At 69.9% G+C, this 15794-nt stretch carries 15 protein-coding genes and 1 tRNA gene; 12 read left to right on the top strand and 4 right to left on the bottom strand.

Translation table 11 applies throughout. From position 1 onward, the window contains the following. Positions 1–2: 2 nt before the first annotated feature. The 3 genes from mfd (at position 3) to ncot_RS15460 (ending at position 5070) form a co-directional block, all read left to right on the top strand. Positions 3–3602 (top strand): transcription-repair coupling factor, encoded by a 3600-nt coding sequence (gene mfd, locus ncot_RS15470; RefSeq protein ID WP_240937929.1) that lies wholly within the window; start codon positions 3–5, stop codon positions 3600–3602. Positions 3603–3701: 99 nt separating this feature from the next. Further along, the gene (locus ncot_RS15465) at positions 3702–4424 is read left to right on the top strand and encodes a SurA N-terminal domain-containing protein (RefSeq protein WP_168618405.1); all 723 of its coding nucleotides are present in this window, start codon (positions 3702–3704) and stop codon (positions 4422–4424) included. Positions 4425–4434: 10 nt separating this feature from the next. After that, the gene (locus ncot_RS15460; protein WP_168618404.1) at positions 4435–5070 is read left to right on the top strand and encodes a MazG family protein; all 636 of its coding nucleotides are present in this window, start codon (positions 4435–4437) and stop codon (positions 5068–5070) included. A 278-nt stretch (positions 5071–5348) separates the two neighbouring features. Here ncot_RS15460 and ncot_RS15455 read toward each other — a convergent pair whose 3' ends face one another. The 4 genes from ncot_RS15455 to ncot_RS15440 all read right to left on the bottom strand — a co-directional run bounded on the left by ncot_RS15455 (position 5349) and on the right by ncot_RS15440 (position 9436). Continuing rightward, positions 5349–6008, bottom strand: coding sequence for a methionine ABC transporter permease (locus ncot_RS15455; protein WP_168618403.1), 660 nt, complete (start codon positions 6006–6008; stop codon positions 5349–5351). Then, positions 6008–7036 carry a methionine ABC transporter ATP-binding protein gene (locus ncot_RS15450; protein WP_168618402.1) on the bottom strand — a complete coding sequence of 343 codons (1029 nt, stop codon included), beginning with the start codon at positions 7034–7036 and terminating at the stop codon, positions 6008–6010. The genes ncot_RS15455 and ncot_RS15450 overlap by 1 nt, the downstream gene beginning before the upstream one ends. A gap of 3 nt (positions 7037–7039) precedes the next feature. After that, positions 7040–7963 carry a MetQ/NlpA family ABC transporter substrate-binding protein gene (locus ncot_RS15445; RefSeq protein ID WP_168618401.1) on the bottom strand — a complete coding sequence of 308 codons (924 nt, stop codon included), beginning with the start codon at positions 7961–7963 and terminating at the stop codon, positions 7040–7042. Positions 7964–8176: 213 nt separating this feature from the next. Beyond that, positions 8177–9436 carry a hypothetical protein gene (locus ncot_RS15440; protein ID WP_168618400.1) on the bottom strand — a complete coding sequence of 420 codons (1260 nt, stop codon included), beginning with the start codon at positions 9434–9436 and terminating at the stop codon, positions 8177–8179. Between the two features lie 320 nt (positions 9437–9756). Between ncot_RS15440 and eno the strand changes: the two genes are divergently transcribed. The 9 genes from eno (at position 9757) to ncot_RS15395 (ending at position 15692) form a co-directional block, all read left to right on the top strand. Continuing rightward, positions 9757–11037, top strand: a complete 1281-nt coding sequence (eno, locus tag ncot_RS15435) for a phosphopyruvate hydratase (RefSeq protein WP_206065011.1) — start codon at positions 9757–9759, stop codon at positions 11035–11037. 8 nt (positions 11038–11045) lie between these two features. Then, positions 11046–11642, top strand: coding sequence for a septum formation initiator family protein (locus ncot_RS15430; RefSeq protein WP_168618398.1), 597 nt, complete (start codon positions 11046–11048; stop codon positions 11640–11642). Continuing rightward, positions 11635–12153, top strand: coding sequence for a DUF501 domain-containing protein (locus ncot_RS15425; protein WP_168618397.1), 519 nt, complete (start codon positions 11635–11637; stop codon positions 12151–12153). Before ncot_RS15430 ends, ncot_RS15425 begins: the two co-directional genes overlap by 8 nt. A gap of 133 nt (positions 12154–12286) precedes the next feature. Then, complete coding sequence (locus tag ncot_RS15420) at positions 12287–13207, top strand: Ppx/GppA phosphatase family protein (protein WP_277345745.1); 921 nt, start codon at positions 12287–12289, stop codon at positions 13205–13207. A 47-nt stretch (positions 13208–13254) separates the two neighbouring features. Next, positions 13255–13551, top strand: coding sequence for a hypothetical protein (locus tag ncot_RS15415; RefSeq protein ID WP_206065438.1), 297 nt, complete (start codon positions 13255–13257; stop codon positions 13549–13551). A 7-nt stretch (positions 13552–13558) separates the two neighbouring features. After that, a complete protein-coding gene (locus ncot_RS15410) occupies positions 13559–14389 on the top strand; it encodes a uracil-DNA glycosylase (RefSeq protein ID WP_168618396.1) in 831 nt (276 codons plus the stop codon). 113 nt (positions 14390–14502) lie between these two features. Beyond that, entirely contained in the window at positions 14503–15021 is a 519-nt protein-coding gene (locus ncot_RS15405; protein ID WP_168618395.1) for an ACT domain-containing protein, read from the top strand. A 2-nt stretch (positions 15022–15023) separates the two neighbouring features. Beyond that, positions 15024–15602 carry a peptide deformylase gene (def, locus tag ncot_RS15400; RefSeq protein ID WP_240937928.1) on the top strand — a complete coding sequence of 193 codons (579 nt, stop codon included), beginning with the start codon at positions 15024–15026 and terminating at the stop codon, positions 15600–15602. Positions 15603–15615: 13 nt separating this feature from the next. Beyond that, positions 15616–15692, top strand: a tRNA-Leu gene (locus ncot_RS15395). The last annotated feature ends 102 nt before the right edge of the window (positions 15693–15794 follow it).

Raw genomic sequence — 15794 nt, 5'->3', positions numbered from 1 at the left:
ACGTGCGCCTGCAAGGTCTCGCGGATGTGGTGCTCGCCAACGAGACGTTGGCGGGAGCGATGGCCGATGCCGGCACGGTCAGTGCCCTCGACCTGACCGGCCCCGCCGGTCTCCGTCCCTTCGTCGTCTCCGGCCTGGTCCGCGCCGGACGCAGCGTGCTGGTGGTGACCGCCACCCAGCGCGAGGCCGAGGACCTGGTCGACACCCTCGCCGACCTGGTCGACCCGGAGCTGGTGGCCTACTTCCCGAGCTGGGAGACCCTCCCGCACGAGCGGCTCAGCCCGCGCAGCGACACCGTCGGTCGCCGTCTCGCGGTCCTGCGTCGACTGTGCCACCCGGATCCGGCCCACCCGGAGGCGGGCGAGCTCAAGGTCGTCGTCGCGCCGGTGCGCAGCGTGCTGCAGCCGCAGGTCAAGGGCCTCGGTGACCTCGTCCCGGTGGAGATCCACAAGGGCGACACGGTCGAGATCGACGACATTGCCCGGCGCCTGCAGGACGCGGCGTACTCCCGGGTGGACTTGGTCGAGAAGCGCGGTGAGTACGCCGTGCGCGGCGGCATCGTCGACGTCTTCCCGCCCACCGAGGAACACCCCGTGCGCGTGGAGTTCTGGGGCGATGACGTCGAGGAGATCCGCAGCTTCGCGGTGGCCGACCAGCGCACCCTCGACGCCGTCGACCGGCTCTGGGCGCCGCCGTGCCGCGAGCTGCTGATGACCGACGACGTACGCCGCCGCGCGGCCGAGCTGGGCGCCAGCCACCCGCAGCTGCTCGAGCTCACCGACAAGATCGCCAACGGCATCGCGGTCGAGGGCATGGAGTCGCTGGCCCCGGTGCTGGTCGACGACATGGAGCTCTTGGTCGACCTGATGCCGAAGGACACCAGCGTGCTGGTGCTCGACCCGGAGCGGGTGCGCTCGCGGGCCCAGGACCTGGTCGCGACCAGCGAGGAGTTCCTCGGCGCCTCGTGGGCCGCGGCCGCCGGCGGCGGGGTCGCGCCGATCGACCTCGGCGCCGCGTCGTACAAGATGCTCGGCGAGGTCCGCGAGCACGCCATCGAGTCCGGGTTGGCGTGGTGGTCGGTGAGCCCGTTCGGGCTCGACGAGGATCTCGACAGGCTCGATCACCGAGGAGACCCGGTGGGCGACCTCGACCCCGACGCACCGTCGACGCGCGTCGTCGAGCTCAACCCGGCCGAGGCATACCGCGGCGACGTCGCGCAGGCCGTCCGCGACGTCAAGGCGTGGAGCGATGCCGGCAAGCAGGTCTTCGTGGTCCGCGAGGGCCACGGCCCCGCGCAGCGCACCGTCGAGGTGCTGGGGGAGAACGAGGTTGCCGCGCGCCTGGTCGAGGAGACCGTGTCGCCGGGTCTCGATACGGGCGCAGAGCGCCCTACTCGACCAGCGTTTCAAGCCGACGGCGTGGTCAACGTGCTGCAGGGCCAGCTGGTCCAGGGCCTGGTCGGCGACCGGTTCGCGATCCTCACCGGGGAGGACATCTCCGGCCAGAAGAGCTCGACGCGCGACATGCGCAAGCTGCCCGCGCGCCGCAAGAAGCAGATCGACCCGCTCGAGCTGAAGCCCGGCGACCACGTCGTCCACGAGCAGCACGGCGTCGGCCGCTACGTCGAGATGAAGCAGCGGGTCGTGCAGGGCGCGACCCGCGAGTACCTGGTGCTCGAGTACGGCGCCGCCAAGCGCGGCGCGGCGCCCGACCGGTTGTACGTGCCGGCCGACTCCCTCGACCAGGTCACCCGGTACGTCGGCGGCGAGGCGCCCAGCCTGGACCGCCTGGGCGGTGCTGACTGGGCCAAGCGCAAGGGCAAGGCACGCAAGGCGGTGCGCGAGATCGCCTCCGAGCTGATCAAGCTCTACGCCGCCCGCCAGGCCACCAAGGGCCACGCGTTCGGCCCCGACACCCCGTGGCAGCGCGAGCTCGAGGACGCCTTCCCGTTCCAGGAGACGGCCGACCAGCTGAGCACGGTCGACGAGGTGAAGAGCGACATGATGCAGCAGGTCCCGATGGACCGGCTGGTCTGCGGTGACGTGGGCTACGGCAAGACCGAGATCGCCGTGCGGGCGGCGTTCAAGGCGGTGCAGGACGGCAAGCAGGTCGCCGTGCTGGTGCCCACCACGCTGCTGGTGACCCAGCACTTCTCGACCTTCGCGGAGCGGATGAGCGGCTTCCCGGTCAACCTCCGTGCCCTGTCGCGCTTCCAGAGCGACAAGGAGGCCAAGGAGGTCATGGAGGGCCTGGCCGACGGCACCGTCGACATCGTCATCGGCACGCACCGGCTCTTCAACGCCGACGTGCGCTTCAAGGACCTCGGCCTGATCATCGTCGACGAGGAGCAGCGCTTCGGCGTCGAGCACAAGGAGAAGATGAAGACGCTGCGCACCAGCGTCGACGTCCTCTCGATGTCGGCCACGCCGATCCCGCGCACCCTGGAGATGACGATCACCGGCATCCGTGAGATGTCCACGATCGCCACCCCGCCCGAGGAACGGCACCCCGTGCTCACCTACGTCGGTGGCTACGAGGACCGCCAGGTGACCGCCGCGATCCGCCGGGAGCTGTTGCGCGAGGGGCAGGTCTTCTACATCCACAACCGGGTGCAGTCGATCGAGAAGGCCGCCCAGCGCATCAACGAGCTGGTCCCGGAGGCGAGGGTCGCCACCGCGCACGGGCAGATGAACGAGCGCCAGCTCGAGCAGGTGATGCTCGACTTCTGGGAGAAGCGCTTCGACGTGCTGGTCTGCACGACCCTGGTGGAGTCGGGACTCGACGTGTCGAACGCGAACACGATGATCATCGAGCGCTCCGACACCCTCGGGCTCTCCCAGCTGCACCAGCTGCGCGGTCGCGTCGGCCGGTCGCGGGAGCGGGCCTACGCCTACTTCCTCTACCCGAGCGAGAAGCCGCTCACCGAGACCGCGCACGAGCGGCTCGCCACACTGGCCCAGCACTCCGACCTGGGTGGGGGCATGGCGATCGCGATGAAGGACCTCGAGATCCGTGGTGCCGGCAACCTGCTCGGTGGCGAGCAATCGGGCCACATCGCCGACGTCGGCTTCGACCTCTACGTGCGCCTGGTCGGCGAGGCCGTCACCGAGTTCCGGGGCGACGCCGAGCCGGAGCTGGCCGAGGTCCGCATCGAGCTGCCGATCGACGCCCACCTTCCCCACGACTACATCCCCTCCGAGCGGCTGCGCCTCGAGATGTACAAGCGACTGGCCGAGGTGCGCAACGACGACGACGTCAAGCAGCTGCGTGAGGAGCTCCTCGACCGCTACGGCAACCCGCCGAAGCCGGTCGCGTCCCTGCTCGAGGTGGCCCGGTTCCGGGCGCGGGCACGCCAGGCCGGGATCGGTGAGATCACGCTGGCCGGCAAGTTCGTCCGGTTCGCACCCGTCGACCTGCCGGAGTCGCGCACCCTGCGGCTGCAGCGGGTCTATCCGAAGTCCTTGGTGAAGACCACGACGAGCACCGTGCTGGTCCCGCGGCCGACGGTGCCCGGTGGCCACCTGCGCGACGAGGAGCTCCTCGACTGGGCCCGGCAGGTGATCGACGGGGTCATCGATCCGCCCGCCGTGCCCGCGACGTGAGCGCTGCCGCTGGTCCACCCGTCGTACCCGCGACGTGAGCGGCGTCACGGCGCCTGCTTGAATGGGGGCGTCGTCATCACACCTCGAAGGAGTTTCATCGTGAAGGTGCGCGCTGTGGGTGCCGTGGCCGTTGGTGCGGTCGCGGTGTTGGCACTCTCCGGATGCGGGTCCGACCTCGGTCCCGACCTGCACCCCGGGCAGGCTGCGGTGGTCGGCGACCACGAGATCAGCATGAGTGAGGTCGACAGCCGCGCCGATGCCTACTGCACGGCCCTCCTGCCCGGCCTGGCGCAGTCCGAGATCGCGCTGCCGATGTCGAGCATCCGCGACGAGCTCGTCTCCGTCATGGTCGACGAGAACCTCGCCCGTCAGTACGCCGAGGCGAACGACATCGACGTCAGTGACGTCTACGAGGCCAACCTCGCCCAGCTCGACCAGCAGCTGAACGACCCGACGAGCGGTGTCTCCGAGGAGAACCGCGGGGCGATCCGTGACTTCAACCGCATGGTGATCTATTCGTCGAGCGTGCAGTCGGAGGTCGGGGGCAGCTTGTCGCGTGGCCAGAAGAAGCTCCCCACCGACCAGGAGCTGGCCAAGGGCAAGCAGGAGATCGAGACCTGGGCGCAGGCCAACGGGGTCGAGGTCAGCGTCGACCCGCGCTTCGAGCTCTCCGGTGACGACTCGACCGCGTTGTCCTTCGCCGTGAGCGACACGACCAAGCTGGCTGAGGTCGCCCGCGCCGAGGTCGGCAAGGCCCAGCCGGACCCGAAGAAGATCACGGCCTACACCGACACGTTGCCCGCCTCCCAGAAGTGCGGCTGAGTCCTCTCCGATGGCCGAGCCGACGGGTCCGCCGACAGGTGAGCCGACGGACGGGCCAACAGGTGAGTCGCTGGTCGAGCTGACCGCGGTGATGACCCGCATGCGGCGCGCCTGCGCCTGGAAGGCAGGCCAGACCCATCGCTCGTTGGCCCGGTTCCTGCTCGAGGAGGCCCACGAGACGCTCGAGGCGATCGACACCGGTGACGCGGAGCACCTGCGCGAGGAGCTCGGAGACCTGCTGCTGCAGGTCTGGTTCCACGCGGAGATCGCCTCGGAGACCGGCGCGTTCACGATCGACGACGTGGCCACTGACCTGATCGAGAAGATGGTGCGGCGCAACCCGCACGTCTTCGGTGATGCCCCGGCCTCCGACGACTCGGTCGAGATCAACGAGGTCTGGCAGGCGATCAAGGCCCAGGAGAAGCAGCGTGACTCGGTCTTCGACGGCCTGCCGCCCACGCTGCCCGCGTTGCTGCTCGCCGACAAGGTGCTCGACCGGCTGGAGCGTTCCGGCCGATCGGTCGCGCCGCCGGGGGACGAGCTCGGCGATCGCCTGCTTGCCCTGGTGGCCGAGGCCCGCGCCGAGGGCGTGGACCCCGAGCAGGCCCTGCGCGACGCCGTACGCCGCGTCGCTGGCGACGCCTGACCTTGCGGGACGAGTGGGCCGGCCGGCTCCTGCGAGTGGGACGGGCCGACCGGGCCGCTTCTGTGACGGGCGCCGCGTCTGCTGCGAAGCCTGACGGGCGCCGCTTCCGCAGCGAAGCCTGACGGGCGCGGCCTCTGCCGTGAAAGGTGACTGGCGTGGTCCCGCCGGCGAAGGGTGACGGACCTCTGTCCGGCGGGACTGGCCGCGATGGACCAATTGGTCCACCGCGGGCAGTCCGCGGACGGTTCTGCTGTGAGAGCGCCGAACCCGGCCTCGGGTCAGCGGCGCATGACCTTGCGGGCCAGGGCGTTGCCGAGGAACTGGGCGAGCTGCACGATCAGGATGATCATCAGCACCGCGGCCCAGGTGACCACGGTGTCGAACTGGCGATAGCCGTAGACGATCGCGAAATTTCCGAGACCACCGCCGCCGACCACGCCGGCGACCGCGGACATGTCGACGAGCGCGACCAGGGCAAACGTGTAGCCGAGGATCAGCGGGCCGAGGGCCTCGGGAAGCAGCACGGTGAACACGATGCGGGTGCGACTCGCGCCCATCGCCCGGGCCGCCTCGAGCACGCCGGGATCGACGGTGAGCAGGTTCTGCTCGACGATCCGGCTGATGCCGAACGTGGCGGCCAGCGCCATCACGAAGATCACTGGCTTGTTGCCGATGCCGGTCCCGGTGATCGCACGCGCCAGTGGTTGGGCGGCTGCGATGAAGATGATGAACGGGATCGGTCGGAAGATGTTGACCACGATGTTGCCGACGAAGGCGACCGGACGGTTCGGCTTGATGCCCCCGGCCCGGGTCACGTAGAGCAGGATCCCGAGGAGCAGGCCACCGAGGCCACCGATGATGAGCACGGCGAAGACGATGTAGAGCGTCTCGCCGGTGGCCTGCCAGAACAGGTCCTGGAGCTCTGCGAGGCGTTCCATCAGGGCACCTCCGTCGTCTCGACCATGGCGGACACGGCGGCGACCGCCTCGTCCACCCGGGCCTCGTCACCGGTGAGCGCCAGGGTCAGGTGGCCGAACGTGCGGCCGTTGACGTCCTCGACGCCGCCGTGGATCAGCTCGAAGCGCACCCCTCGCTCGATGAACTGGGCGAACACGTCGGAGGGAGTCACCGACTCGTCGCGCAGCGACAGGGTCACGAATCGGCCCTCGTGGCGCTGGCGCAGCCGTTCCCGTGTGTGCTCCGGGGGACCCTGCTCCACCAGTGTGCTGACGAACCGCTTGGTCGCGGGGTGCTGCGGGTCGGCGAAGAGGTCGAAGACGGGGCCCTGCTCGACGATCTTGCCCTTCTCCATCACCGCCACCCGCTGGGCGAGAGTGCGGACCACCTCCATCTCGTGGGTGATCAGCACGATGGTGATGCCGAACTCCTCGTTGACCCGGCGCAGCAGGGCCAGCACCTCGTCTGTGGTCTGTGGGTCGAGTGCACTGGTCGGCTCGTCGGCCAGCAGGATCTTCGGGTTGGTGGCCAGGGCGCGGGCGATGCCGACGCGCTGCTTCTGCCCACCGGACAGCTCGTTGGGGTAGGCATGCGCCTTGTCGGCCAGGCCCACGAAGTGGAGCAGGTCCGAGATGCGCCGCTGGTGCTCCGCCTTGGGAACGCCGGCCACCTGCAGGGGATAGGCGACGTTGCCCCACACCGTGCGGCTGGAGAGCAGGTTGAACTGCTGGAAGATCATCCCGATCTCGGCGCGCACCGGCAGCAGCTGCTTCTCGCGCAAGGAGCTGACCTCGTGGCCGTCGACGACGACGGAGCCCGAGGTCGGCTGGTCGAGGGCATTGATCAGCCGCAGCAGCGTCGACTTGCCGGCGCCGGAGTAGCCCACGATCCCGACGATCTCGCCGGACTCGATGTCGAGGTCGACACCGTCGAGCGCGTGGACCGGTGGCGCAGACCGGCCGCGTCCCGGGAACTCCCGGGACACGGCGCGGATCTCGATGAGGGCCATCGGCTACTTCTGGGCCCGGGTGTCGGCTTCGACCTTCTCCAGCGAGGTCTCGAGGTCCTTGACCGGGGTGTCGACGGCGATGCCGGTGCCGGCGGAGGCCTCGATCAGCTGCTCCTGGACCTCGTCGCTCGACTGGAAGATCTCGACGAGCTTCTGGTAGGTCGCGTTGTCGGCGTCGTCCGCACGGGCGACGAAGACGTTGACGTAGGGCAGCGCGTTCGGGTCGGACGGATCGTCGTGGGCGATGGCGTCCTCGGGGTCGAGGTCGGCGTCGGCGACGAAGTCGTTGTTGACGATGGCAGCGGCCAGGTCCTCCAGCGAGGTGACGGTCAGCTCGGCACTCAGGGCCTTCACCTTCACCTTGGAGGCGGCCTCGTCGACGTCCGAGAGGTCGGAGAAGATCGAGCCACCGGACTTGAGCTTGATCAGCCCGGCCGACTGCAGCACCAGCAGGCCACGCGCCTGGTTGCTCGGGTCGTTCGGCACGGCGACGGTCTCGCCGGCGGGGATCGCCTCGACGTCGTCGTACGTCTTCGAGTAGAGCGCCAGCGGATAGATCGCGGTGGAGCCGATCGGGGTCAGGTCCTCGTCGTTGGCGACGTTGTAGTCGGCCAGGTAGACGATGTGCTGGAAGACGTTGAGGTCGATGTCCTGGTTGGTCAGCGCCGGGTTGGGCTGGGTGTACTCGGTGAAGTTGACCAGCTCGACGTCGATGCCCTCCTCCTCGGCCTCGTCGACGTAGGTCTGCCAGTAGGCCTCGCTGGAGTCGACGACCCCGATGGTGACGGTCTTGTTCTCCTCGCCGTCACGCAGGAAGACGAAGTAGACCAGGCCGACGACGAGGGCCAGGGTGACGAGTCCGCCCACGATCAGCAGGACGGGGCTCTTCTTCGGGGCCTCGATCAGGGGCGCTTCGGGGGTCGACATCGGGTGTCCTCTCGGTGTCGTCCGCGTGGGTGGCGGACGAGGGTCTGCGGGTGGTGACGTGACCTTAAGTTCACACCGCGGACCGTCATTCCCCGATCTCAGGTTTTCGGCGTGTGCGTTTCCTCACCGACTTCCCGATACTCCCTAACGTGCGGCATGCGAAAGCAGCCGCTGCGGGTGCGTGACGTTAGGGAGTATCGGGGGTGGTGGCGGTCAGATGCGGACGCGGACGTCGTACTTCAGTCGGACCCGCTTGACGACGTACGCACGCCAGTAGGTGACGCGGACCCGCACACGGTAGCTGTTCGATCCCACCCAGCTGCCCTCGCGGATCAACCTCCCGTTGTCACAGCACAGGTTCTCGCCACGGACCTCGAAGCGGACGTGCTTGGCACCGTCGGGCACGTGGAAGGTGTAAGCGGCCTCCGCGAACGCACCGCCCCAGCAGTCGAGGTGGTTGCCGCGGGGGTAGTACTCCGAGGTGTGGCAGTTGCCGGACGTCCGGTCGCGTGAGTCATACCAACCGTCCTTGGTCTTGGTGACGTGAAGGGTTCGGAACCCGGTGTCCACCCACAGCGCGACGCGGTCGGTGACCGATCGACCACCCAGGGTCGACGTCACGACGGCGGTGTAGCGCCCGGTCTTCACGGTGCGTCCGGCGTTGCTGCGACCGTCCCAGGCAACGGAGCGGCCCTGGTACCAGTCGTACGAGCGGCGGGCGCGCTTCGAGATGGTGCGCACCGTGCGGCCGGTGGACTTGCGGACGATCCTGATCTTGACGGCCGAGTCGAGACGGCTGCTGAACTTGATGCGCGTGCGGTCCTTGTAGCCGTCACGGACACGGGGGTAGAACGTGCTCGGCGCCGCGCGCAGGTTGCGGATCTGGGGCGCCGGGTAGGTGCGAGCAACCGTGAAGGAGACCGACTCCGTGTCGTAGGTCTGCTCGTTCTCGAGCATGAGGGTGCACTCCTCGCCCGCGTCGACGGAGTCGAGGGTGCCGGTGAGCGTCTGCCCTGCGTAGGAAGCGGTCACCCACGTGCTGTCCCAGGTGTAGTCGCACTCCAGCGAGAGCCAGTAGTCACCCGAGCCACCCGCCACGAAGGAGTAGGACAAGGGACCGGCAGGCACCGTGCTCCCGTTGGTCGGCTTCACGATCTCGTCGACCGTCGAAGCAGACGCTGCCACCCCGGGACTGCTCTTGGTCGCGGGCTGCTCGGACTCCCCAGGCGGCTCGGACTCTGCGGACTGCTCGGACTCTGCTGGCGCGGGCGTCGGCGCGTCCGTGGACGTTGGCGCTGGCTCAGGGGTCGGTGCCGGCTCGTCACTCCCCTCGGGCTGGGGAGTGGCGTCCGCCTGGACCTGGGTGGCCGAGTCGCTCGGTACGCCGTCATTGGCGGAGGCGGGTGTGAGGCCCATGAGGGCCACCGAGAGGGACAGGACTGCCGTGACGACGGTGCCCGAGAAGAGACGCATGGTGAAGTTCCTGTGCTGGAGAGACGTGATGGCGTGCGCACGGAACGGCGCAGCATGCCTGACCGCAGCAATCTAGGCTTGCGCCGGTCACACCGTCTCGGTTTCGCGCCAGGATGACTCGATCGGGCCATGGACAGTAGTCCGGATTCGGGCGGTAGTCCCTAACGTGCGGCATGCGAAAGCAGCCGGTGCGGGTGCGTGACGTTAGGGAGTATCGGGGGGTGGCGGCTCGTCCCACACGCGCGGGTGCTGCCGGATCTCCGGCCGCTGCCCGGTTAGGCTGGCCCCGCTCGATCCATCGACCCCCAGGAGCATCCCCAGTGGCTTCCATTGCTGCAGTCGGCGCGCGCGAGATCCTTGACTCGCGCGGCAACCCCACGGTTGAGGTCGAGGTCCAACTCGACGACGGCACCTTCGCCCGCGCCGCGGTGCCCAGCGGTGCCTCCACAGGGGCCTTCGAGGCCGTGGAGCTGCGCGACGGCGGCGACCGCTACCTCGGCAAGGGCGTGGAGAACGCCGTCATCGGTGTGCTCGACAAGATCGGGCCGGCCATCGAGGGTCTCGAGGCCGACGACCAGCGCCTGATCGACCAGACCATGTTCGACCTCGACGGCACCCCCAACAAGGCGAACCTCGGCGCCAACGCGATCCTCGGCGTCTCGCTGGCCGTGGCCCGCGCCGCCGCCGACTCCGCCGGCCTGCCGCTCTACCGCTACGTCGGTGGCCCCAACGCCCACCTGCTACCGGTGCCGATGATGAACATCCTCAACGGTGGCGCCCACGCCGACTCCAACGTCGACGTCCAGGAGTTCATGATCGCCCCGATCGGCGCGCCCACCTTCAAGGAGGCGCTGCGCTCCGGCGCGGAGGTCTACCACGCCCTCAAGTCCGTGCTGAAGAAGAAGGGCCTGTCCACCGGCCTCGGTGACGAGGGTGGCTTCGCGCCCAACCTCGAGTCCAACCGCGCCGCGCTCGACCTGATCGCCGAGGCGGTCGAGGCCTCGGGCCAGAAGCTCGGCACCGACATCGCGCTGGCGCTCGACGTGGCCGCCTCCGAGTTCTTCAACGACGGCGCCTACACCTTCGAGGGTGTCTCCAAGTCCGCCGCCGAGATGACCGCCTACTACGCCGACCTCGTCGCGAGCTACCCCATCGTCTCGATCGAGGACCCGCTCGACGAGGAGGACTGGGACGGCTGGAAGACCATCACCGACCAGCTCGGCGCGAAGACCCAGCTGGTCGGCGACGACCTGTTCGTCACCAACGTCGAGCGGCTCCAGCGCGGCATCGACGGCGGCCAGGGCAACGCGATGCTGGTCAAGGTCAACCAGATCGGGTCGCTCACCGAGACCCTCGACGCGGTCGAGCTCGCCCACCGCTCCGGCTTCCGCAACATGATGAGCCACCGCTCCGGCGAGACCGAGGACACCACGATCGCCGACCTCGCCGTGGCCACCAACTGCGGCCAGATCAAGACCGGTGCCCCGGCCCGCTCCGACCGCGTCGCCAAGTACAACCAGCTCCTGCGCATCGAGGACGAGCTCGCCGACGCCGCCCGCTACGCCGGTGCGGCGGCGTTCCCGCGCTACTCCCGGGGCTGATCCGAGCCATGGCTGATCGTCGACCGACCCGGGGCAGCGGCCCCCGTGGCACCCGGAGGCCCAGCGGCCCCCGGGGCGCCCGGCCGCGTGCCGGGGCGGTCGGCGCCTCCGCTGCCGCATCCCGGCCGTCGAGCCGTCCGGCGCCGCGGCGCCCTCGGGAGCGGCCGCGGCTCACCGGACGGGCGGCGATCCTGGTCCTGGTCCTGGCCGTGCTGATGGTCTCGTTCGCCTCGTCGATGCGCGCCTACCTGCAGCAGCAGGCGCACATCTCCGACCTGGAGTCGCAGATCTCCGAGACCGACCGCCAGATCGACCACCTCGAGCGGGAGAAGCGGCGGTGGCACGACGAGGCCTACGTCAAGGACCAGGCCCGCGCCCGCTTCGGCTACATCATGCCGGGGGAGACCGGCTACATGGTGATCGACGAGAACGGCGACCCCCTCGACTCACCCGACCAGCTGACCGACATGAGCGACCTGCCCGAGGAGAAGCCCGACGCCTGGTGGAGCACCGCCTGGGACTCCATGGAGGCCGCCGGCTTCCCCAACCGTGACAAGCCCGACCAGCCGGTCGACAAGATCACCCCTCCGAAATCTGATGACTGAGCCTTCTGACACCGCCGCCATCGCCGCCCAGCTGGGACGCGAGCCCCGCTCGATCCACGAGATCGGTCACCGGTGCCCCTGCGGGAACCCCGACGTCGCGACCACCGAGCCGCGGCTCGACAACGGGACGCCGTTCCCCACGACCTACTACCTGACCTGTCCCCGGGCGGCCTCGAGGATCGGCACCCTGGAGAACTCCGGCCTGATGCGCGACATGGAGCGCCGCCTCGCCGAGGACCCCGAGCTCGCTGCGCAGTACGCCGCCGCACACGAGGCCTACCTCGCCGCACGTGCCGAGATCGGCGCGGCCAGCGGGCACGACGTTCCCGAGATCGAGGGCATCTCGGCCGGCGGCATGCCGACGCGGGTCAAGTGCCTGCACGTGATGGCCGGCCAGTCGCTGGCCCAGGGGCCGGGGGTGAACCCCTTCGGCGACGAGGTGCTCGAGCTGCTCGGCGAGTGGTGGAAGTTGGGTCCGTGCGTCATCGAGTCGGGCCCCGCGCCCGACTGACCTGTCAACACGTGCCGACTCGGCGCTCGCAGGCGTCAACACGTGCCGACTCGGCGCTCGGGAGCGTCAACACGTGCCGACTCGGCGCTCGCAGGCGTCAACACGTGCCGACTCGGCGATCTACGATGACGCCGTGACCAACACCGGCGTGGAGCCCACGAAGACGGTGGCCGCGATCGACTGCGGCACCAACACCATCAAGCTGATGATCGCGCGGCTGCCTGACGTGCTGGTGCGCGAGACCCGGATGGTGCGGCTCGGCCAGGACGTCGACCGCACGGGGCGTCTGGCCGACGAGGCCCTCGCGCGCACCTTCGCCGCCGTCGACGAGTACGCCGCGCTGATCCGCGAGCACGACGTGGAGCAGATCCGCTTCTGCGCGACGTCCGCGAGCCGGGACGCGTCGAACGCCGAGGTCTTCGTGGCCGGCGTCCGCGAGCGACTGGGCATCGAGCCCGAGGTGGTCGCCGGGCACGAGGAGGCGGGGCTGGCCTTCGACGGCGCGGTCCGCAACCTGCGTGACGAGCCGAACAAACCCGTCCTGGTCGTCGACATCGGCGGCGGCTCGACCGAGCTGATCCTGGGCTCCACGAGCCCGGAGGCCGCACACAGCATGGACATCGGCTCCGTCCGCATGCACGAGCGCCACCTGCACTCCGACCCACCGACGCCCGACGAGATCGCTGCGGCCACCCGCGACATCGACGCCCACCTCGACGAGTGCCCGGTGCCTGCAGGCGATGCCGCCACGGTCGTCGGGGTCGCGGGCACGATCCTCACCGTCGCGGCCGGGGTGCTCGACCTGCCGGCCTACGACCGGGACCGGATCGACCAGTCCGTGCTGTCGCGAGAGGCGGTGCACACGATGACCGAGCGGCTCCTGGCGATGACCGTCGAGGAGCGGCTGGCGCTGCCCTACATGGAACCGGGGCGTGCGGACGTCATCGGTGCCGGGGCGCTGATCCTCGACCGGGTGCTGCGGCGAACGGCCGTCGACGAGCTGGTCGCCTCCGAGGCGGACATCCTCGACGGCATCGCCTGGTCGATGGCCTGACGGGATACGCTCGTGGTGACATCCGACTCGGAGGAAAGGCACCACGAATGTTCAAGCTGTTGAAGATCGCGGCCCTGATCGGCGTCGGCTACGTGCTCGGCGCCAAGGCCGGTCGGGAACGCTACGAGCAGATCGCCCGCACCGCCAGCAAGGTGCGCCAGAGCCCGCCCGTCCAGGCCGGGGTGGCCAAGGCCGGGGAGAAGGCCCCCGTCGTCGCCGACGCCGTGAAACACAAGGCCTCCGACGTGGCCGCGACCGTGGCCGAGAAGGCCCCGTTCGGGAGCAGCAGCCAGGGCGGTGCCCACGCGGCCACCGACGCCGGCTCGAACGGCACCGGCTCCTGAGCCACCCATGGCCGAGCTGCTGCCGCACCCGCTGACCGGGCAACCGTTCCCCTCGCCCGTGCCTCCGGGCACCGGCTGGCCGGACGACCCGGCAGTGGGCGGCACCCCGGTGGCGCTCGACGCGCACGACGTACGACGTCTCGCCGGCGAGGTCGACCTGGCCGAGCTGGATGCCCGGGTCTCGGTGTGCGGTGCCTGCCCCCGCCTGGTCACCTGGCGCGAGGACGTGGCTCGCGACAAGCGGGCCAGCTTCGCCGGCCAGCCCTACTGGGGCCGGCCGATCGCCGGTTGGGGCGACCCGGAGCCCGGCGTCCTGGTCGTTGGGCTGGCACCGGCGGCCAACGGCGGCAACCGCACCGGCCGCATCTTCACCGGCGACCGGTCAGGTGACTGGCTCTTCGCCGCCCTGCACCGGGTCGGCCTCGCCAACCAGCCGACCTCCGAGCATGCCGGCGACGGGCTGCAGCTGATCAACACGAGGATGGTCGCCACCGTGCGTTGCGCGCCACCGCAGAACCGGCCGACCACCGAGGAGCGCGACACCTGCTCGCCGTGGATCGAGCGCGAGATCGCGCTGGTCGCCCCGTCGGTCCGCGTCGTGGTCGCCCTGGGCAGCTATGGCTGGGACGCGGCGCTGCGCTCGTTCCGAGCGGCCGGCTTCGCCGTCCCCAGGCCCAAGCCGAAGTTCGGCCACGGCGCCGAGGCCGTGATCGGCGACGGGGTGACCCTGCTGGGTTGCTTCCACCCCAGCCAGCAGAACACCTTCACCGGCAAGCTGACCGAGGAGATGACCGACGCGGTCCTGGGCCGCGCGGCGGTGCTGGCCGGTTCCGCCTGACCCGGCCACTCGCTCCTGTGTGTGGTTCTTCCGGCGTCAGACGCCGGGAGAACCACACACGGCGCCCCGACCATGGCCCGCCTCGCTGCGGCGGTGCTGGCACAATCTCCGGCGTGACTCTCCACGCCATCACCGTCCTCGGCCACGACCGCCCCGGCATCATCGCCGAAGCCACCGGGATCCTCGGTGACCTCGGGCTGAACCTCGAGGACTCCTCGATGACCCTGCTCCGCGGCCACTTCGCGATGACCCTGATCAGTGACGGCGACGCCGACACCGACGCGGTGGAGGCCGCCCTGGCGCCGCTGACCGCAGCCGGTGACCTCACCGTCTCCGTGCGCGAGCTGCCCCAGCAGCAGGCCACCTTCACCCAGGGCAGCTCCTGGGTGCTCAGCGTGCACGGCGGAGACCGTCCCGGCATCGTCTCGTCGGTCGTGGGTCGCGTTGCCGCGGTGGGTGGCAACGTCACCGACCTGACCACGCGGCTGGCAGGGGACCTCTATGTGCTGGTCGCCGAGCTCGACCTGCCGGTGGATGTCGACGCCGAGGTGCTGCGCGAGGACCTCAGGGGAGTGGCCGCCGAGCTCGGCGTGGGCGTGAGCCTGCACGAGGTCGAGGCAGATGAGCTGTGACCGTGCAGCCTGACGCAGTGCCCGACGGCGTCAACGCACGGGTCGCCGACTGGAGCGAGGCCGAGCTCGGTGTCGAGGGCAACCTGCTCGCGGTGGTGACCGCGCCGGCACCGGTGCTGTCCACCGTCGGCGCGACCGTCGACCCCTGCGCCCCCGAGATCGTGCAGCTGGCTGCCGACCTGGTGGCCACGATGCGGGTCTCGCCCGGCTGTGTCGGGCTGGCTGCCCCGCAGGTGGGGGAGTCGGTGAAGGTGTTCTGCGTCGACGTCTCCGAGCACCCGAAGACCCGTGACCACCACGGCACCTTCGTGTTGTGCAACGGCGAGGTCGTCGAGTCCTCGCGCAACGAGAAGGCCCGCGAGGGCTGCATGAGCGTCCCCGACCTGACCGGTGACGTGAAGCGGGCGACGCGTGTCGTCGTCCGCGGTCAGCTGCCGGGGACCGGCGAGACCGTGACCCTGCGGGCGAATGCCTTCGAGGCCCGCGCGCTGCAGCACGAGATCGACCACTGCGACGGCTTGCTGTTCCTCGACCGGGCCGCCGGCGCGCACGCGATCCACGCGCGCAAGACCTACCTATAGTCGTCAGGGTCTCGCCCCCGTAGCCCAATCGGCAGAGGCAGTCGCCTTAAAAGCGATCCAGTGTGGGTTCGAACCCCACCGGGGGTACCACGCGGGATGCCACCAAATTCGGTGATGCCGCACTCCCGCGAACAGGCGGAGCATGGCGAGCATCGCCGCATGTGGGGTGCGGCATCCTGGACCTTGGAGCAG

Origin of the sequence: Nocardioides sp. JQ2195, assembly GCF_012272695.1 — a bacterium.
In the GTDB taxonomy this organism is placed as follows: domain Bacteria; phylum Actinomycetota; class Actinomycetes; order Propionibacteriales; family Nocardioidaceae; genus Nocardioides.
The sequence above is the reverse complement of the archived record's forward strand: the minus strand, read 5'-3'. Positions and strand labels throughout refer to the sequence as shown.